Raw genomic sequence first — 17,371 nt, forward strand, 5'->3', positions numbered from 1 at the left:
TTCCCGGGCGCCCCTCGCACCGGTGCGCGAGGGGCGCCGGCGGGCGTCAGGACGCGGTGCAGGTGAGCGCGGGCGGGGTGCTGGTCGCTGCGTTGCCGTTGGCGAGGAAGCCGAACGTGGTCGTCGCGCCGCCGGTCAGGGCGCCGTTCCAGCTCAGGTTCGTCACGGTGGCGTTGCCGGACAGGTTGCCGTTCCAGAGCTGGCTGATCGTCTGACCGCCGGGGAACGTCCACTGGACCTTCCAGCCCGCGGTCGGCGACGAGCCGGTGTTCTTCACGGTGACCTCGCCCTGGAAGCCGCCCTGCCACTGGCTGGTCACCCTGTAGGCGGCCGAGCAGCCGGCCGGGCCGGTGGTGGGCGTGACGGTGGGGGTCACCGTCGGGGTGACGGTCGGGGTGACGGTGGGGGTGACGGTGGGGGTGACGGTGGGGGTGACGGTCGGCGAGGGCGCGGCCATGGCCAGGTCGTACGCCCGCTGCGGCACGAACTGCCCGGCCCCCGCGATGCACCCGTCCGCCTCGCCCGGCGGCTTGACCCACAGGTAGGCGTCGATCGCCGCGTCACCGGTGTTCGACGTGCTCCAGATGCCCGTGGCCCGGCCGGCCGGGTCGCACCACTCGCTGCCGGCCGGGCCGTTGCCGTTGCGGCTGGTGTCGATGACCGCCTTCAACCTGGAGACGCCGGTCGCCGCGATGACGCTCTTGGCGTACGACACCAGCCCCGGCGTCGAGCGGTAGTTGGAGGTGTTGAGCGCAATGCCGTCCGCGCTGCCCCCGACGTCGGCGCCGTTGAGCCTGGACGCGGCCTCCGAGGCCGGCAGCCAGGCGTCGTGACCGATGTCGAAGTACACCTTGACCTGCGACGACGTCGCCTTGAACTTCTTGCCCGCGTACGCCATGGACGCCTTCACCTCGGCCTGCTGCGAGGCGTTCATGCAGTTCGTCATGATGGCCAGCGCGTCGGGTTCGAGGACGACGGTCGCGGCCCGGCCGCCCAGACCGGCCGCGATCTGGTCGATCCAGGCCCGGTAGGACGCGTGGTCGGGCGCGCCGCCCGCGCTCGCGCCGCCGCAGTCGCGGTTGGGCATGTCGTACACGACGACGATCGGGATCCTGCCCGCCGCCGCGGCGGCCCCGACGTAGGAGTCGACCTCGCCCCGGACCGTCGAGGGATTGTAGCTGGCGAACCACCGGCCCTGAGGCACGGCGGCGATCCGGTCCCTGATCACCGCCGTACGGCTGTCGCCCGGGTTGGCGGCGACCCATTTGGCGGCGTTCGTCAGGGGATCCACGTAGAAAGCGGAGTCGGCGGCCTGGGCGGTGGACGAGGCGAGGACGACCGCTCCCGCCGCGGCCATGGCGGTGGCGGCGAGCAGCGCCGCGAGCGCGGGCTTTCTGCGAGACATGAGGTTACTCCGTCCGTAGTGTGGGAGTGGGAGCGCTCCCACGGCTGTCTGGATCGTAGGTAGCCGTACGTCCCGCAGAAAGACATCCGACCGCTGTGAACCGGCTTTCCCCAGGCCACAGCGGGTCAGAGCGATGAAAGTTTCACTCCGCCAGGCACGCCTCGAACACCGCGGTCAACCGCTCGACGTCGGCCGCCGTGGGCTGCTCCGGGCCCAGACGCCGGCGCATCGCGCCGATGCCCAGGAAGACGGCCGTCGCCATCCTGGCCCGCGCCTGCACGTCGGGGCCGTCGAGCTGCGCGGCCAGCGGATCGAGGATGGACGTGCGCAGGCGCTCGCGCACGACGTCCTGGATCTCCGGGTGGGCGGCCGAGCGTTCGAGGGTGCGCAGGACCGGGCTCTCGGGGTCGTGGTGCATGCGCTCGGCCGCGTATTCGGCCAGCCGCCGCGGCAGGCTCGCGTGGTCGCCGGCCAGCAGGGCGACGAACGTGGGCTCGCCTTCGAGCACCGCGCCGAAAAGCCCGGCCTTGGAGCCGAAATAGCGGCCGACCAGGGCGATGTTGGCGTCCGCGGCCGCGGCGATCATGCGCACGGTGACCTGCTCGTATCCGTGCTCGCCGAACAGCACGCGGGCCGCGTCGAGAATGCGCTGCCGGGTGGCCTCGCGTCCGCGGGGCCGGGCGTCCGTCGTCGGGGCGTCCATGTCCCGCACTCTACTCAGGAATAAGTCACTTGCCGCGCGGCTAGTAAACATGCGTATACTCAACTTTGAATAAGTGCGTACGAAGGGGATGTGGTGTCTTGGTAGCCCAGGCACAGGCCGCTCCCCCCGCCCGAAGGCAGTACACCCACCGCGAGATCCTCGAAGTCATGTCCGGGCTCATGCTCGCCATGCTGACGTCGATGATCTCCACTTCCGTGGTGGGTACCGCGTTGCCGACGATCGTGGGGGAACTCGGCGGTCAGGACCAGTACTCATGGGTGGCCAGCGCCACCATGCTGACGATGACGGTCTCGACACCGTTGTGGGGCAAGCTGTCCGACCTGTTCGGACGGAAACTGCTCTTCCAGACCGCTCTCGGTCTGTTCGTGGCGGCTTCACTGGTGGCCGGTCTGTCCCAGAACATGGGACAACTCATCGCGGCACGTGCCGTACAGGGCCTGGGTGTGGGTGGTTTGTCGGCCCTTGCGCAGGTGATTTTGGGAGACATCGTCTCGCCGCGTGAGCGCGGCCGGTACTCCGGTTACATGGGAGCCGTCTTCGGCATCTCCACGGTCGCGGGACCGCTGCTCGGCGGGTTCATCGTGGACACCGACTGGCTCGGCTGGCGCTGGTGCTTCTACGTCGTGGTGCCGTTCGCCATCGTCGCGTTCGCGGTGGTGCAGAAGGTCCTGCGGCTGCCCAAGGTCAAGCGGAACACCTCGATCGACATCTGGGGCGCGACGACCATCACGGCCAGCGCGGCCTCGCTGATGCTGCTGCTGACGCTGGGCGGCAACGAGTTCGAGTGGAACTCGTTCTGGACGTACTTCCTGGCCGCGTTCGCCGTGCTCATGCTGGCCCTGGCGGTGCTCGCCGAGCGTACGGCGCGCAACCCGATCCTGCCGCCGCGGCTGTTCAGGAACCGCACGTTCGTGCTCACCAGCGCGGCCTCGCTGTTCGTCGGCATGGCCATGTTCGGCGCGATGATCTACCTGCCGCAGTACCTGCAGATCGTCAAGGGCCTGAGCCCGACGAACTCGGGCCTGATGACGCTGCCCATGGTGGTGGCGCTGTTCCTCGCGGGCGTGATCTCCGGCAAGATCGTCACCAACACCGGCAAGTGGAAGATCTTCCCGGTCGCGGGCCTCGTGATCGTGGCCGTCGGCCTGTTCATGCTCTCCCGGCTGCACGTCGACTCCAGCGAATGGCTCATCGGGCTCGACGTGGGCGTGCTGGGCATCGGCCTCGGCCTGTCCATGCAGATGCTCATCCTGGCCGCCCAGAACGGCTCCGAGCTGCGTGACATGGCCTCGACCACGGCCGGCGTCTCGTTCTTCCGCTCGCTCGGCGGCGCGATGGGCGTCGCGGGCTTCGGCGCGATCCTGACCAACCGGCAGGCGAGCGAGTTCGCCGATCTCGTGGCCCAGGCCCGCCTCCACCTGCCCGGCACCGGGCAGAAGCTGGGCAGCCCCGCCGCGATCCAGCAGCTGCCCGAGCCGCTGAAGGGGATCATCCTGGAGTCCTTCACCCGGGCTCTGGAGACGGTGTTCATGGTCGGCGTGCCGATCGCGCTGCTCGGGTTCATCGCGGCGCTGTTCCTGAAGGAGCTTCCGCTGCGCGGCACGACGATGCCGGCCGGCCCCAAGCCCCTCGGCAAGGACGACCTGGTCCTGGCCGGGCTGCTCCTGGAGCTCATCGCCCAGCGTGTCGAGCGGTCGAACGGCCGGCCGTCCGCGCTGCTCTCCGCGGTCGCCAGGATGGCACCGCCCGACGGCCGCCCCGAGCGCGAACGCGCCTGGACGGTCGCACAGAACGTGCTTCGGCCCACCTCGCGCGCCCTCATCGCGCAGGCCACGCCGGCGCAGCAAGACCTCGTATCCGGAGGAGTCTCTCAATGATTCGCAAGTTCGTGGGCGCCGTAGCGGCGGCCCTGGCGGTCATGGCCGGCCTGTGGCTGATGATCGCCCCCTTCGCCCTCGGCACACAGCCCGAGAACGCCGACTGGACCGACCCCACCACGACCGAGTTCTTCTCGGGCCTCGGCGTGACCGTCTTCGGTCTGGTGGGCGTCATCGGCTTCGTCCTGGCCATCCACGAAGAGCTCGTGGTCCGCGGCCTGGTGACCATCAAGCAGCGCGTGGAGCCGGAGCCCGAGCCCGCGCCCGTCGCGCCGCAGGCGTCCTCCGCCGAGCTGGCCGGCCTGCTCGCCCCGCTCGTGGAGGCGCTGCGCGAGGACATGAACAACCCGAGCCGCGGCGGTGAGCACCGTCAGAACGGCAAGACCACCCTGGTGGGTCTGGAGGAGTCCCGATGAAGGCCAAACTGGGCATTTCCGCCCTCGTCCTGCTGTTCCTGACCGGGCTGTGGCTGGTCGCCGCGCCGTTCGCGGTCGGCTACCAGCCCCGGGGCGCCTCGTACGCGAACGCCACCGTCAACGACCTGTGGGTCGGTGGCGGGCTCGCCGCCGTGTCGTTCGTCGCCCTGGTGATCTACGCCGCCGACTCCCTGCGCGAGCTGGCCCGCCGTGGCAAGCACGCGGACGCCTGACGCGAGTCGTGCCGTGTTCGGCGGTAGCACAGACCCCGGCCGGGAGCCACTGGAGGGCCGGCTCCCCGCGGGGCAGTTCGAGATCGGCAAGGACGGCGCCGGGCTGCTGGTCGTCGGCTTCGACGGGTCCGACCCCAGCCGCAACGCGCTCGCGTACGCGGCGGGGCTGGCCCGGCGGGACGCAGCCGCGCTGCTCGTCGCCTTCGTGGAGCCGATCAACGCCACCACCATGTGGTTCTTCGCCGGCTCCCCGATCATCCCCGACTCCGCGACCGACCTCACCGACGACCTCCGGGACGAGTTGAGGGGCGTCGGCGTGCCCTGGCAGTTCGTCAGCGTCCGCGGGGACACCGCCCGTGAGCTGGAGTCGCTCGCCGGCTCCTACCGGGCCGACGCCATCGTGGTCGGCAGGTCGCGTTCCTCCTGGCACGCCCTGGGCGGCTCGGTGGCCGTCGGCCTGGCGAAACGGGCTCGCCGGACGGTGCTGATAGTCCCCTGACCTGGCATGACGTCGCATATGGTGGCCAGATGAAACGTACAGCCGCCATGGCGTTCGTGGTGCTCACGTCCGTTTCGTGCGCAGGGCAGGCGCCCGTCGCCTCGTCCGGCGCCACGCCCACGCCTTCCGCGCCGGCATCCGGGACGGTCCCGCCCACGACCCCGCCCACGAGCGAGCCGAGCCCGACGGCTCCGCCGCCGTTCACGTCGAAGGTCACGAAGGTGGCGCGCGAACGGCTGCCGTACTCGTGGCGGCCCGGGTGCCCGGTCTCGTACCAGGACCTCCGGCTCGTCACCATGTCGTACTGGGGCTTCGACGACAAACCACATACGGGCGAGCTGGTCGTCCGCAAAACGGTCACCGACGACATCGAGACCGTCTTCCGCAAGCTGTACGACTGGCGCTGGCCCATCAGGCAGATGAAGCTCGTGGACGTCTACAAAGGCGACGACTTCGCCTCCATCGAGGCGGACAACACCTCGGCATTCAACTGCCGTCGCGCGACCGGTTCCAGCAATTGGTCGAACCACGCGTACGGCCAAGCCATTGACATCAATCCCCGCGAGAACCCATATGTCACCGCAAGCGGTGGCACTGCACACCAAAATGCCAAGAGGTACACCGAGCGCCCACTGAAGGGTAAAGGTGTGGTAAACCCTGGAGACAAGGTCGTAAGGGCCTTCGCCGACGTGGGCTGGGAGTGGGGCGGCTACTGGACGGGCGCCAAGGACCTGCAACATTTCAGTAAGGGCGGAGGCTGAGACAATCCCTCATGGCGGTTAAGGACGGCGACGGCTGGGCCGAATGCGGGCTCGGACACAGACATTGGGGCATCCACGGCGCATCGGGCCTGCTCCTCGTCCACCATGACCCGCTCGGCGTGCCCCACGTGCTCATGCAGGAGCGCTCCTTGTGGAGTCACCACGGCGGCACCTGGGGCCTGCCCGGCGGCGCCCGCGACAGCCACGAGGACGCCGTCACCAGCGCCCTGCGCGAGGCCCGCGAGGAGGCCACCCTCGGCGGCGACGGGTTCCGCGTGCAGGGCGTCTTCCTGGACGACCACGGAGGCTGGTCCTTCGAGACGGTGATCGCCGAGTCCGCCGAGCTCGTGCCGGCCAGGCCCGCCAACAGCGAGAGCACCGACCTGCGCTGGCTGCCGCTGCCCGAGCTGACCGGCCGGAAGCTGCATCCCGGCTTCGCCGCGACGTGGGATCGCGTCCGGGCCGCCATCCGCCCCGAGACGATCGTGCTCGACGTCGCCAACATCATCGGCGCGCGTGCCGAGCACGGCTGGTGGAAGGACCGGCTGGGCGCCACCACCCGCCTGCTCACCGAGGTGGCGGAGCTCAGGCTCACCCACCCGGTGTTGTCGCAGTGGTTCCCGCGCGTGGTCGCGGTCGTGGAGGGCGCGGCCAGGAGCACCCCGGAGATCACGGGTCTGCAGGTGGTCGCGGCCACGGGCAGCGGCGACGACGCGATCGTGGACATCGTGGGCCAGGTGAAGCCGTGGGAGCGGGTGCTCGTCGTCACGGCCGACCGCCGGCTCAAGGAACGGGTCGCCGAGCTGGGGGCCGAGACCGAGGGCCCCCGCTGGCTGCTGTCACAGCTCGGCCGAGGCCGCGACTAGGCCGCGAGCACCTCGTCGAAGGCGGCCTTCAAGCCCGTCACGTCGAGCACGCGCCGCAGCACGCCGTGCACGCCCACCAGCCGTAACGAGCCGCCGGAAGCGGTGACCGCGCGCTGGTGCTCCACCAGCACCCACAGGCCGCCGGAATCGCAGAAGTCCAGCTCGTGGGCGTCGATCACGAGGTCGAGGCCCCGCTCGGCGGAGAGCCCGGCCAGCCGCTCCTTCAGCAGGGGCGCCGTGAGCTTGTCGAGATCTCCGTGGAGGCGCACGGTCGCGTCGCCATGACCGCGCTCCACCTCGACCTTCAGATCCGCCACCTCCTGAACGTACACCCCTGCCACCACAGCCGCTATCGTGGTTTCCGCACGGGAGGGTTCGCATAGTGGACGAGTGCAGCCGCCTTGAAAGCGGCCAGGTCAGCGATGGCCTCGTGGGTTCGAATCCCACACCCTCCGCTCACTCGCGGATCCCCGCGAACCCGTCGCCCACGCTGGCGGCGAGCTGCAGGTAGGCCTCCCTGGTCGGCTCCTGGAGCCGGTCGAGGTCGATCTCCGCGCCCTCCTCCAGGTGCGGGTCGTACGGCACCCTGATCACCGCGCGGCACCTGGCGGCGAAATGGGCCTCCAGCTTCCTGATGTCCACCGCCGACTTCGACCGCGGCCGGACGCTGCACAACACCACGGTCGCGTTCTTCACCAGGTCGGCGTAGTGGTGGGCCTCCAGCCAGTCGAGGGTGGCCGAGGCGGCCCTGGCGCCGTCCACGGAAGGGCTGCTGACCAGCACGATCTGGTCGGCGAGCCCGAGCACGCCGCCCATGGCGGAGTGGAGCAGGCCGGTGCCGCAGTCGGTGATGCAGATGGAGTAGAAGTTCTCCAGCACCTGGGAGACGGCCTGGTAGTCGGAGCCGCTGAACGCCTCCGACACCGACGGGTCGCGGTCGCTGGCCAGCACCTCCAGCCGCGAGGGCGCCTGCGAGGTGAACGCCCTGATGTCCACGTACCGCTTGACCTGGTCGCGCTCGTTGAGCAGGTCGCGCACGGTGGCGGAGGTCTCCAGCACCAGCTTGTCGGACAGCGTGCCCCTGTCGGGGTTGGCGTCCACGGCGATGACGCGGTCGCCGCGCATCTGCGCGAGCGTCGCGCCGAGGCCGACCGTGGTCGTGGTCTTGCCCACGCCGCCCTTCAGGCTCAGCACGGCCACCCGATGGTGGCCGGTGGTCACGGGGGTGCGCGCCCTGGTCACCAGCTCGCGGCGGCGGCGCACCTCCGGCGCCTCCCCCGGCTTGATCCAGCCGCCGGACGCCTTGTAGACCAGCCGCCGCCAGCCCTTCGAGGGTGCGTTGCGCCTGCCGCGCAGCAGCGACTCGGGGTCGAGGCTGTCGGCGGTCGGCCTGCCGGTGAGCGGCGGCCGCTGCGGCGCGGTGAACACGGGGATGGGCGCCGGACGTCGCCGCCGCTCGTGCGGCGGCGGGATCTCCCGCTCGGCCGGCCGCCACTCCTGGCGGTCGCTCCACTGCGGGCGCTCGTCCCGCGCGGCCTCCTGGGGAGCGGAGGCGGGCTCGCCGTGCGCGGGCTCGGGCCGCTGCGGGCGGCCCTCGCGGAAGGAGGTGTCGGACCACTGCGGCCGCTCGTCCCAGCGGGGCCGCTCGTCGGCCGGAGCCTCCTCGACCGGCTCCTGCCGTACGGGCTCCTCGAACGCCCTGGCCGGTTCCGTACGAGCGGCCTCCTCGAACGCCTTGGGCGGCTCGACGTCGGCAGGCTCGACGCGGATCTGCTCGTCGAACGCCTTCGGGGGCTCGGTGCGCGCGGGCACGTCGAACGCCTTCGGCGGCTCGGTGCGGGCGGGCACGTCGAACGCCTTGGGCAGCTCGGTGATCATCGGCTGCGTCTCGTTCGACTGCTCGGCGGGCCGCGACCAGTCGGCGGGGGACGGCCAGCCCGGCTCCTCGCTCTCGCGCGCCTGCTCCCCTCCCTGCTCGCCGCCCTTCTCCCCACCCCTCTCGCCGCTCTCCGCCTGCCCGGGCGGCGTGAACGACAACGAGTAGCTGTCGGTGTCGTCAGGCCGGGGCAGCGGCTTGAGCGGCGCCAGGAAGGGGTCCTCGGACCGGCCCAGGCTCACCGGCGGCGCGGCGGGCTCGCTCGCGGCACTCTCCTGCGCCGGGCCGCTCTCCTGCGTGCCGGCCCTGTCCAGCCACTCCCCGGCCTCGCTCTCCTCCTCCGGCAGCTCCTCGGCCGCCGCGTGGCCGTACACGGAGTCGACGGCGGCGCGGAACAGCGGCGGCGTCGGCGTGTCGTGGACCGGCACGAGAAGCCACGGGTCCTTGGGGTACGGCGAAGCCACCGGCTCGTCCACGGACGCGGACGGGGCTCCGACGGAGATCGGCGTCTCCTCGGTCTCCTTGATCGCGTCCAGCCAGGCCAGCTGTTCCTCGAGAGATTCTTCTCGATCGTGTCTTGCCACCGTGTTCCCCCTCGGGTGGGTCTAAAGGGGCAGCAAATACTTTGCAGGTTAACGCCACGCGTTCCCGCGCAGCCCGGCAACCCACAACTTCTTTGCCCGGCTACCGTGGATCGCATGCGAGCCATTGAGATCACCGAACCGGGTGGGCCCGAGGTCCTGGAGTGGCGCGAGGTGCCCGATCCGTCCGTCGGACCGGGGGACGTGCTGATCGACGTGGTCGCCTCGGCGGTCAACCGCGCCGACGTCCACCAGCGGATGGGCTTCTACGACCCGCCTCCCGGCGCGCCCTCGTATCCCGGGCTGGAGGTGTCGGGCGTGGTGGCCGCGGTGGGGGCGGACGTCGAGCAGTTCAAGGCCGGTGACGAGGTGTGCGCGCTGCTCGCCGGCGGCGGTTACGCCGAGCGCGTGGCGGTGCCCTGGCAGCAGGTCATGCCTGCGCCCCAGGGCGTGCCGCTGGAGGAGGCGGCGGGCCTGCCCGAGGTGGCGTGCACGGTGTGGTCGAACGTGTTCATGGTCGGCCGGCTGCGGCGCGGCGAGACCCTGCTGGTGCACGGCGGGGCCAGCGGCATCGGCACGTTCGCGGTGCAGCTCGCCAAGGCGCTCGGCTCGCGGGTGGCGGCCACGGTCGGGTCCGAGGCGAAGGCCGAGCAGGTCAGGAAGCTGGGCGCGGACGAGGTCGTCAACTACCGCGAGGAGGACTTCGCCGACCGGGTGGAGGCCGACGTCATCCTCGACATCATGGGCGCCAAATACCTGGCGGCCAACGTACGGGCGCTGCGCACCGGCGGCCGGCTGGTGATCATCGGCCTCCAGGGCGGTAGGAAGGCCGAGCTCGACCTCGGCGCCCTGCTGACCAAGCGGGCGGCCGTCCACGGCACCACGCTGCGCGCTCGTCCGGTGGACGAGAAGGGCGTCATCGTGCGCAGTGTCGTGGCCAACGTGTGGCCGCTGGTCGAGGCGGGTGCCGTACGTCCCGTCGTGTACGCGAGGGTGCCCATGGCGGAGGCAGCCGATGCACACCGAATGTTGGATTCGGGAGAGCACGTCGGCAAGATCCTGCTAGTACGGTGAGTGTTATGAATGCTGAGGACAACAACACCCCTCACATCGTGGTGGTGGGCCCCGACTTCCAAGGTCAGGGCGACAGCGGTGAAGAGGAACGCTCGGTCACCAATCTGGTCGAGCAGCCCGCCAAGGTGATGCGCATCGGCAGCATGATCAGGCAGCTGCTGGAGGAGGTGCGCGCGGCCCCGCTCGACGAGGCCAGCCGCAAGCGCTTGAAGGAGATCCACGAGTCCTCCATCAAGGAGCTTGAGGACGGTTTGGCGCCGGAGCTGGTCGACGAGCTGGAACGGTTGTCGCTCCCGTTCACCGACGACAATGGCACGCCGCCCAGCGAGGCCGAGCTGCGGATCGCGCATGCCCAGCTCGTGGGCTGGCTGGAAGGTTTGTTCCACGGTATCCAGACCACCCTTTTCGCCCAGCAGATGGCGGCGAGGGCCCAGTTGGAGCAGATGCGCCGGGCGCTGCCCGGTGTGCCGCAGGGTGACGAGGGCCACCGGCCGCCGAGCGGGTCGGGCCCCTACCTGTAGAGCCGCTCCAGCACCTGAGCGACGCCGTCCTCGTCGTTGGACGCGGTCACGTGATCGACCGCGGCCAGCACGTCGGGGTGGGCGTTCGCGACGGCGTACGACGTGCCTGCCCAGCTCAGCATGGGCAGGTCGTTCGGCATGTCGCCGAACGCGATCACCTGGGCCGGCTTGATCTCGTGCCGTCCGGCCAGCGTGGCCAGCGCCGTGGCCTTCGTCACGCCCTGGGCGCTCATCTCGACCAGGCCGCCGTGGCTGGAGTGGGTCGCGGTCACCAGATGTCCCACCAGCTCGTGCACGGTCGCGTGCAGCTCGTCGGCGTTCATGTCGGGATGGAGGGCGAGCAGCTTGGCGCAGGGCCGGGCAGTCAGTGCGTCCCGGTCAATCCGGACGATTCCGACACCCTTGCGATCCAGGCCGCCGAGCCTGAAATCGGACTCATGCGCAAAACCCACTTCATACTCGACCGAAAATGCGAGATCGGACACGTTCGCTCGTAGCTGAGCGACGACTTCCCCGACTACGTCGGCATCGATCAGGTGAGATTCAACTATCCGTTCGGTATGGAGGTCGTAGACCAGTGCGCCGTTGGCGCATATGGCCAGGCCACGATGCCGTACGGCGCCCGCGACCCCGCCCATCCACCTCGGCGGCCGGCCGGTCACGAAGACGAGCGCTGCCCCGGATTCCTCGACTTTCGCGAAGGCCGCAGCCGTCCGGGGAGACACGGTTCCGTCGGCGCGCAGAGCGGTGCCGTCGAGGTCGGTGGCCACTAGGCGCGGCGGTGCAAGGCTTCGCATAACAGGTTCCAGTTTGCCCGGTGATGCCGCGTGACAGAAATCTTCGTAGGGACGGGAACACCAACGCGCCAGAATGGTGTTAGATGTGATGGCGTTGTATTAGCTGATCCCGTAGTGAAAACCAGCATGACTTTGTCTGAGCCACCCCGGGTGCTTGCTGTACGACACACCGGGATCCACGAGGTGTGGGTCCCATAGATTCACATCCTGAGGGAGAGCTTTTATGGCTCAGGGAACCGTCAAGTGGTTCAACGCCGAGAAGGGCTTCGGCTTCATCGCCCCGGACGGCGGTGCGCCGGACGTGTTCGTGCACTTCTCCGAGATCGTCGGCAACGGCTACCGCAGCCTTGAAGACGGCCAGCGGGTCGAGTTCGAGATCACGCAGGGACAGAAGGGGCCGCAGGCCTCCCAGGTCCGTGCACTCTGACCTGTAGTTCGTAGTTCGACAAGTAAGACCGGGGTCCGCATTCCAGCGGACTCCGGTCTTTTTGCTTCTCACCCCACAGTGCCTTCGCGGACAACGGCCCCACACGCCGTCACCCGGGCGCCCTGCGGAGCCGTGACGGCTCTGACAGGCATCGTTCGCTCTCCTGCAATGTCCAGACATGCGCTCGCCCGTCAGGGCCCGTCTGGAGCCCCCACAGCGCCACGGCCATTTATCCACAAGTGCGCACAGCCCTGTGGATAACCCTCGCGCCGCGGAAGCCTCACAAATCAGTCACGGCCTCGGGGACGACCCAACTTCCCTCCATCCCCCGCCATCCACCCGTATATGAGGTACGCGTGGTTATGTCACCCCGTGACCATCACCGGGGTCATCGTGCTCTTGCTCAACGACCACCTCTTCAGCCGCTGTGGCCCGGCCTCCTCACCGGCAAGCTCAGTGACCTGGCCGGACTCGTGGTCGCCCCCGCCCTGACGGCACTGCTCCTCGGACGCCGCGCCGACCGCGCCCGTCCCGCCGCCGGCGGCCCTGTCCGTGGACGTGACCGGCACGGGCAAGATCGTCGTACGGACGACCGGCGCCCAACCCGGCTCCCGCCTCTCCGACGACGGCGGGACGACCTGGACCGACGGGGCGGCCCCCGACCCGGCCCCGGCCCGGACGTCGATCAGCGCCCAGTGCGTGCCCGGCCAGGCGATCCGCTGCTACCGCGTACGCCAGGACCGCCTGGGTGTGGACCAGTCGGACGACGGCGGCCGGACCTGGCAGCCCTCCTGGCCGTGTGCATGCTGCTCGGCGGCGTCGGCGCCGGGATGCGCAGGCATCAGGGCGGGTTCGCGGCGGCGGGGATGATCGGCTCGCTGGCCATGTTCGCCGCGCTGGACAGCGAGACCCACGGAGTGCTGCTCGTGAACGTCGCCGGCCTGTTCGGCTGGGCGGTGGCACTGGCGGCCGGGGTGGTGTGCGTCGTGCTGGCCTGGGACGGAAAGCCACGGCCGGTGAGCGCGGCGGTCGGCATGGTGGCCGCGCCGCTGGTCTATGCGGCCGTCTACCTGCCCTTCCACGGCTGGTCGCACGGCACGCCCGAGACCTACGGCACCGCCACCGCGCTCGCGGCCCTGCTGACCGGCCTGGTCGTGGTCGCGGGCGTCGCCGTCATCGCGATCGACGCCCGCCGCCACACCTACTTGGACGGCTCCAGCACGTCGAGCCCCACGTAGGGACGCAGCGCCTGCGGAACCACCACCGAGCCGTCGGCCTGCTGGTGGTTCTCCAGGATCGCCACGATCCACCGGGTGGTGGCCAGCGTCCCGTTGAGCGTGGCCAGATGCTGGGGCTTGCCGTCCTTGTCGCGATAACGGACGGCGAGCCTGCGCGACTGGAACTGGGTGCAGTTGGAGGTCGAGGTCAGCTCGCGGTAGCGGCCCTGGGTCGGGATCCACGCCTCGCAGTCGAACTTGCGCGCCGCCGACATGCCGAGATCGCCCGCCGCCGTGTCGATGATCCGGTAGGGCACCTCGATCTTGGCCAGCATCTCCTTCTCCCAGGCCAGCAGCCGCTGGTGCTCCTCGTGCGCGTCCTCGGGACGGACGTAGGAGAACATCTCCACCTTGTCGAACTGGTGGACCCTGATGATGCCCCGGGTGTCCTTGCCGTACGAGCCGGCCTCGCGGCGGAAGCACGACGACCAGCCGGCGTAGCGCAGCGGCAGCTCGTCGCCGCTGACGATCTCGTTGGCGTGGTAGCCGGCCAGCGCCACCTCGGAGGTGCCGACCAGGTAGAGGTCGTCCTCGGGCAGGCGGTAGATCTCCTTGTCGTGGGCGACGTGGAAGCCGGTGCCCTGCATGGTCTCCGGCTTGACCAGCACCGGCGTGATCATCGGCGTGAACCCGGCCTCGATCGCCTGCTGCATCGCCATGTTGAGCAGGCCGAGCTGGAGCCGGGCGCCGACGCCCTTGAGGAAGAAGAACCGCGAGCCGGACACCTTGGCGCCGCGCTCCATGTCGATCGCGCCGAGCGCCTCGCCCAGCTCCAGGTGGTCCTTCGGCTCGAAGTCGAACTCGCGCGGCGTCCCGGACGTCTCCAGGACGACGTAGTCGTCCTCGCCGCCCGGAGGGGCGCCCTCCTCGACGATGTTGGGCACCGTCTGCATGAGCTCGTCGAGCTCGGCCGCCAGTTTCTCCGCCTCGGCCTCGGCGGCCTTGACCTGGCTCGCGAGGTCTTTGGCCCGCTGGAGCAGCGCGGCCTTCTCCTCGCCCTGCGCCTTGGAGACCGACTTGCCCATGCTCTTTTGCTCAGCGCGCATCGACTCGAACGAGGTCAGCGCGGATCGGTGGCGCTCGTCGAGGTCGAGCAGCGTTGCGACGACGGAGTCGTCCTCACCGCGGGCACGCTGCGACGCCCGTAGCCGGTCGGGATCCTCACGAAGGGTACGCAGGTCAATCACAAGGAAAGGCTACCGGCGCGCGCCCCCGACCCGCCCCCGGATTCCCCGGCACGTCGCGCGGAAGCCGGACGGCCCGCAGGAACGCACGCCGAGGCGGGTCAGAGCTGCCCGGACCGGACGCGGGCCAGCCAGTCGGCGGCACCGGCGAACTCGGTGTCGGCCGTGCCCCTCTTGATCTGCGGCGCGACCCCGTCGGCGCGGGGGTAGCTGCCGAGGAAGCGCACCTCGCCGCAGATCCGGTGGAGCCCGGAGACGGCCTCGCCCACCCGCGCGTCGGCGATGTGCCCCTCGAAGTCGAAGTGGAAGAAGTAACGCCCGATGCCGTCGCCCGTCGGCCGCGACTCGATGCGGGTCAGGTTGACCCCGCGCACGGAGAACTCGGTCAGCATCTCCAGCAGCGCGCCCGGGTGGTCGTCGGCGAGGAAGACCACCAGCGTGGTGCGGTCGGACCCGGTCGCCTCCGGCAGCGGCCCCGGACGGCTCACCTTGACGAACCTGGTCACCGTGTCGGACCGGTCGCCGATGTCGGCGGCCAGCGGGACCAGCCCGTAGTGCTCGCCGGCGATGCGCGCGGCGATGGCGGCGTCGTACGGCGAGCCGGGCAGCGCGACCTCCTGGGCCGCGGCCGCCGTCGAAGGCGCGGCGACCACCACGGCGTCGGGCAGCTCGCGGGCGATGAAGGCGCGGCACTGCGTGATGGCCGCGGGATGCGTGTAGACCCGCTTGATGTGCACGATCTCGGTGTCGGGCCTGGCCAGCAGCGAGAACTGGACCGGGAGCAGCAGCTCGGCCGTGATCATCAACGGCTCGCCCCAGGCGAACTCGTCGAGCGTCGTGGTGATCGCGCCCTCGATCGAGTTCTCCAGCGGCACGACGGCGCCGTCGGCGTCACCGGAACGGGCGGCGTTGAGCGCCGCGCCGACCGTGGCGCAGGGCAGGCGCTCGGCGGCGGGGTCGAGGAGCCTCAGGGCCTCTTCGGTGAAGGTCCCTTCCGGTCCGAGATAGGCGAGTCTGGGCATGCATCCAGAGTATCCGCAGGTGGCCGCGGCACGCCGCCCTTTCGCCGACCGCGTACGGCAGCCGTACGGACACTCAGTGTGAGCTCTTGAGGACCCGCGGCGGGACCAGCGGCCCCAACCCGAGCCGGGCCGCCCGGACCGCCTGCTCCTCCTCCGGCGACAGCGGCTGCTGCCCCTTGCCGCCCACCACCGGCCGCACGTACGTGCGCGTCTCGCTGGTGCCGTTGATCGAGGTCAGGACGATGCCGTCGCCCAGCCCGTTGATCATGGCCACCGAGAACGAGAGCCTGCCGCTCATCTCGGCGAGCGCGTCGTAGCGGCACACGGCCACGTCCCTGATGGCCTTGAGGTCGCCGGCGCCCTCGCTCGTCTGCCTGGCCACCCTCCGCAGGCAGTCGTCGACGGCGGCCCTTGCCTGCCTGAGCCCCATGTAGCCGATGAACACGCCACTCGCCCCGGCCACGAGACCCACGACTACCCAAGCGGTGATGAGCACGCCACAGAGGGTAATACTTCGGTCAAGCCAGTTGTCGCCGTTCGGGCAACCAGGACGCCAGCAACCAGACCAGCACCAGCGCCCCCAGCCCGAACCCGTCCTGGACGATCTTCCCCAGGACCGGGCTCACCCCCGGGATCTTGGCGGCGATCAGCGACACCCCCCACCACGGGACGGGGACCACGTAGAACAGCCAGACCCCCGCGGCCACCCGCAGCCTGACCGGATCGCGCCCGTCGCCGACGATCGCCCCGAGCACCACGACCACCCATGCCAGATGGTGGATCCAGGCGACGGGCGAGAGCAGCACCGCCATCAGCGACGTGAGCGCGACCGCCGTCAGCTCGTCCTTCGCCTGGTACGCCGCCCGCGCCGCCCGGAACCCGTACCAGGCCACGGCCGCCACGACCACGGCCCAGATCACGAACGTCAGCGACTCCGGCATGTACAGCCGCAGCAGCATGCCCCTGATCGACTGGTTCGTGGTGGCCTTGTTCGCCCCCAGCCGCTCCGGATCGAGCAGCGCCGAGAACCAGAAGGTGGACGCGTCCTGCGGGATCACCACGAACGGCAGCAACGTCAGCACCGCCGCCACGAACGCCGCCATGAAGAACGGCCGCCACTGCTTGGTGACCAGGAAGTAGATCAGGAAGACGCCCGGCGTGAGCTTGACGGCCGTGGCCAGCCCGACCAGGAACCCCCGGGGCAGCCAGGGCCGCCGCGCCACGCAGTCCACCAGGCACAGGGCGACCAGCAGGATGTCCACCTGCCCGAACCGCACCTGGTCGCGGATCGGCATCAGGTACGTGCAGGCCACCATGAGCAGCCCGAACACCCACGGCACGTAGGCCCGCAGAGCCTGCCGGAAGGCGAACCAGACGGTGACGGCCAGCGCCACGAAGATCCCGGCCGTCCACACCCATTGGGCGGTGCCCCAGGACATCTCGGCCAGCGCCACGGCCAGCATCGCCGCGACGGGCGGATAGGTGAACGGCAGCAACTGGGGCGCGGGCGTGAAGAAGTCGTACACCGGACGGCCGTCGAGCAGCATCTGCCCGCCGGTACGGTAGACGTCGAGGTCGACGAGCCGCTGGTCGTCCGGGTTGGTCAGCCACGTGTGCACCAGGGGGGCCGCCGCCGCCGCGACGACGAGCGCCACGACAACCCACGCCCACCACTGCCGCCGGATCACCCGCACCTCGCCTCTTGTCACGATGTGGCACGTTACCGTGGCTGTTGATCGAGGGCGCAGACACTGGGGGTTCCGTACATGCCTTACGCCACGCTCGGGGCCGAGCACCGAGAGCATCGCGTACGCCCCGCGCGCCGCCCTCT

The 17,371-nt window shown here is 70.2% G+C and carries 21 protein-coding genes and 1 tRNA gene; 12 read left to right on the forward strand and 10 right to left on the reverse strand.

Annotated features, from left to right (window positions below):
• Positions 1 to 46: 46 nt before the first annotated feature.
• Complete coding sequence (locus ACIHAD_RS25185; RefSeq protein ID WP_397357059.1) at positions 47 to 1,405, reverse strand: glycoside hydrolase family 6 protein; 1,359 nt, start codon at positions 1,403 to 1,405, stop codon at positions 47 to 49.
• Positions 1,406 to 1,547: 142 nt separating this feature from the next.
• Positions 1,548 to 2,108 carry a TetR family transcriptional regulator gene (locus ACIHAD_RS25190; RefSeq protein WP_397357060.1) on the reverse strand — a complete coding sequence of 187 codons (561 nt, stop codon included), beginning with the start codon at positions 2,106 to 2,108 and terminating at the stop codon, positions 1,548 to 1,550.
• A 98-nt stretch (positions 2,109 to 2,206) separates the two neighbouring features.
• Between ACIHAD_RS25190 and ACIHAD_RS25195 the strand changes: the two genes are divergently transcribed.
• From ACIHAD_RS25195 to ACIHAD_RS25220, 6 genes are read left to right on the forward strand one after another with little or no spacing between them, the layout of a single operon-like run.
• Positions 2,207 to 4,006 carry an MDR family MFS transporter gene (locus tag ACIHAD_RS25195; protein WP_397357061.1) on the forward strand — a complete coding sequence of 600 codons (1,800 nt, stop codon included), beginning with the start codon at positions 2,207 to 2,209 and terminating at the stop codon, positions 4,004 to 4,006.
• The gene (locus ACIHAD_RS25200; protein WP_397357062.1) at positions 4,003 to 4,422 is read left to right on the forward strand and encodes a hypothetical protein; all 420 of its coding nucleotides are present in this window, start codon (positions 4,003 to 4,005) and stop codon (positions 4,420 to 4,422) included. Before ACIHAD_RS25195 ends, ACIHAD_RS25200 begins: the two co-directional genes overlap by 4 nt.
• Positions 4,419 to 4,655, forward strand: a complete 237-nt coding sequence (locus ACIHAD_RS25205) for a hypothetical protein (RefSeq protein ID WP_397357063.1) — start codon at positions 4,419 to 4,421, stop codon at positions 4,653 to 4,655. The genes ACIHAD_RS25200 and ACIHAD_RS25205 overlap by 4 nt, the downstream gene beginning before the upstream one ends.
• A 13-nt stretch (positions 4,656 to 4,668) precedes the next feature.
• Positions 4,669 to 5,154 carry a universal stress protein gene (locus ACIHAD_RS25210; protein WP_397357064.1) on the forward strand — a complete coding sequence of 162 codons (486 nt, stop codon included), beginning with the start codon at positions 4,669 to 4,671 and terminating at the stop codon, positions 5,152 to 5,154.
• 29 nt (positions 5,155 to 5,183) lie between these two features.
• Positions 5,184 to 5,915 (forward strand): M15 family metallopeptidase, encoded by a 732-nt coding sequence (locus ACIHAD_RS25215; protein ID WP_397357065.1) that lies wholly within the window; start codon positions 5,184 to 5,186, stop codon positions 5,913 to 5,915.
• Between the two features lie 11 nt (positions 5,916 to 5,926).
• Positions 5,927 to 6,781 (forward strand): NUDIX hydrolase, encoded by an 855-nt coding sequence (locus tag ACIHAD_RS25220; protein WP_397357066.1) that lies wholly within the window; start codon positions 5,927 to 5,929, stop codon positions 6,779 to 6,781.
• Here the strand turns inward: ACIHAD_RS25220 and ACIHAD_RS25225 are convergent.
• Positions 6,778 to 7,098 carry an STAS domain-containing protein gene (locus tag ACIHAD_RS25225; protein WP_397357067.1) on the reverse strand — a complete coding sequence of 107 codons (321 nt, stop codon included), beginning with the start codon at positions 7,096 to 7,098 and terminating at the stop codon, positions 6,778 to 6,780. The genes ACIHAD_RS25220 and ACIHAD_RS25225 overlap by 4 nt on opposite strands.
• 51 nt (positions 7,099 to 7,149) lie before the next feature.
• On the opposite strand from ACIHAD_RS25225, the gene ACIHAD_RS25230 reads away from it, so the two are divergent.
• Positions 7,150 to 7,236, forward strand: a tRNA-Ser gene (locus tag ACIHAD_RS25230).
• Between the two features lies 1 nt (position 7,237).
• Here the strand turns inward: ACIHAD_RS25230 and ACIHAD_RS25235 are convergent.
• A complete protein-coding gene (locus tag ACIHAD_RS25235; protein ID WP_397357068.1) occupies positions 7,238 to 9,241 on the reverse strand; it encodes an AAA family ATPase in 2,004 nt (667 codons plus the stop codon).
• Between the two features lie 114 nt (positions 9,242 to 9,355).
• Here ACIHAD_RS25235 and ACIHAD_RS25240 point away from each other — a divergent pair, with 114 nt between their 5' ends.
• Positions 9,356 to 10,312, forward strand: coding sequence for an NAD(P)H-quinone oxidoreductase (locus tag ACIHAD_RS25240; protein WP_397357069.1), 957 nt, complete (start codon positions 9,356 to 9,358; stop codon positions 10,310 to 10,312).
• A gap of 5 nt (positions 10,313 to 10,317) precedes the next feature.
• The gene (locus tag ACIHAD_RS25245) at positions 10,318 to 10,833 is read left to right on the forward strand and encodes a bacterial proteasome activator family protein (protein ID WP_357693078.1); all 516 of its coding nucleotides are present in this window, start codon (positions 10,318 to 10,320) and stop codon (positions 10,831 to 10,833) included.
• Here the strand turns inward: ACIHAD_RS25245 and ACIHAD_RS25250 are convergent.
• Entirely contained in the window at positions 10,824 to 11,603 is a 780-nt protein-coding gene (locus ACIHAD_RS25250) for an HAD family hydrolase (RefSeq protein ID WP_397357070.1), read from the reverse strand. The genes ACIHAD_RS25245 and ACIHAD_RS25250 overlap by 10 nt on opposite strands.
• Positions 11,604 to 11,853: 250 nt before the next feature.
• Between ACIHAD_RS25250 and ACIHAD_RS25255 the strand changes: the two genes are divergently transcribed.
• Positions 11,854 to 12,057 (forward strand): cold-shock protein, encoded by a 204-nt coding sequence (locus ACIHAD_RS25255; protein ID WP_080043977.1) that lies wholly within the window; start codon positions 11,854 to 11,856, stop codon positions 12,055 to 12,057.
• Between the two features lie 365 nt (positions 12,058 to 12,422).
• Here ACIHAD_RS25255 and ACIHAD_RS25260 read toward each other — a convergent pair whose 3' ends face one another.
• Positions 12,423 to 12,626, reverse strand: a complete 204-nt coding sequence (locus tag ACIHAD_RS25260) for a hypothetical protein (RefSeq protein WP_397357071.1) — start codon at positions 12,624 to 12,626, stop codon at positions 12,423 to 12,425.
• Here ACIHAD_RS25260 and ACIHAD_RS25265 point away from each other — a divergent pair.
• Positions 12,616 to 12,927: a hypothetical protein gene (locus tag ACIHAD_RS25265; RefSeq protein WP_397357073.1), complete on the forward strand. Its 312-nt coding sequence runs from the start codon at positions 12,616 to 12,618 to the stop codon at positions 12,925 to 12,927. The genes ACIHAD_RS25260 and ACIHAD_RS25265 overlap by 11 nt on opposite strands.
• Entirely contained in the window at positions 12,855 to 13,295 is a 441-nt protein-coding gene (locus ACIHAD_RS25270; protein WP_397357074.1) for a hypothetical protein, read from the forward strand. The genes ACIHAD_RS25265 and ACIHAD_RS25270 overlap by 73 nt, the downstream gene beginning before the upstream one ends.
• Here ACIHAD_RS25270 and serS read toward each other — a convergent pair.
• The 4 genes from serS to ACIHAD_RS25290 all read right to left on the reverse strand — a co-directional run bounded on the left by serS (position 13,259) and on the right by ACIHAD_RS25290 (position 17,249).
• Positions 13,259 to 14,521 (reverse strand): serine--tRNA ligase, encoded by a 1,263-nt coding sequence (gene serS, locus ACIHAD_RS25275; protein WP_397357075.1) that lies wholly within the window; start codon positions 14,519 to 14,521, stop codon positions 13,259 to 13,261. The two genes, ACIHAD_RS25270 and serS, sit on opposite strands and share 37 nt — an antisense overlap.
• A 98-nt stretch (positions 14,522 to 14,619) precedes the next feature.
• Entirely contained in the window at positions 14,620 to 15,540 is a 921-nt protein-coding gene (gene pheA, locus ACIHAD_RS25280) for a prephenate dehydratase (RefSeq protein ID WP_397357076.1), read from the reverse strand.
• A gap of 73 nt (positions 15,541 to 15,613) precedes the next feature.
• Positions 15,614 to 16,036 (reverse strand): DUF4446 family protein, encoded by a 423-nt coding sequence (locus ACIHAD_RS25285; RefSeq protein ID WP_397357077.1) that lies wholly within the window; start codon positions 16,034 to 16,036, stop codon positions 15,614 to 15,616.
• Positions 16,037 to 16,058: 22 nt separating this feature from the next.
• A complete protein-coding gene (locus ACIHAD_RS25290) occupies positions 16,059 to 17,249 on the reverse strand; it encodes a glycosyltransferase 87 family protein (protein WP_397357078.1) in 1,191 nt (396 codons plus the stop codon).
• Positions 17,250 to 17,371: the final 122 nt, after the last annotated feature.

The sequence above is a fragment of the Nonomuraea sp. NPDC052265 genome (assembly GCF_044547985.1).
GTDB lineage: Bacteria > Actinomycetota > Actinomycetes > Streptosporangiales > Streptosporangiaceae > Nonomuraea.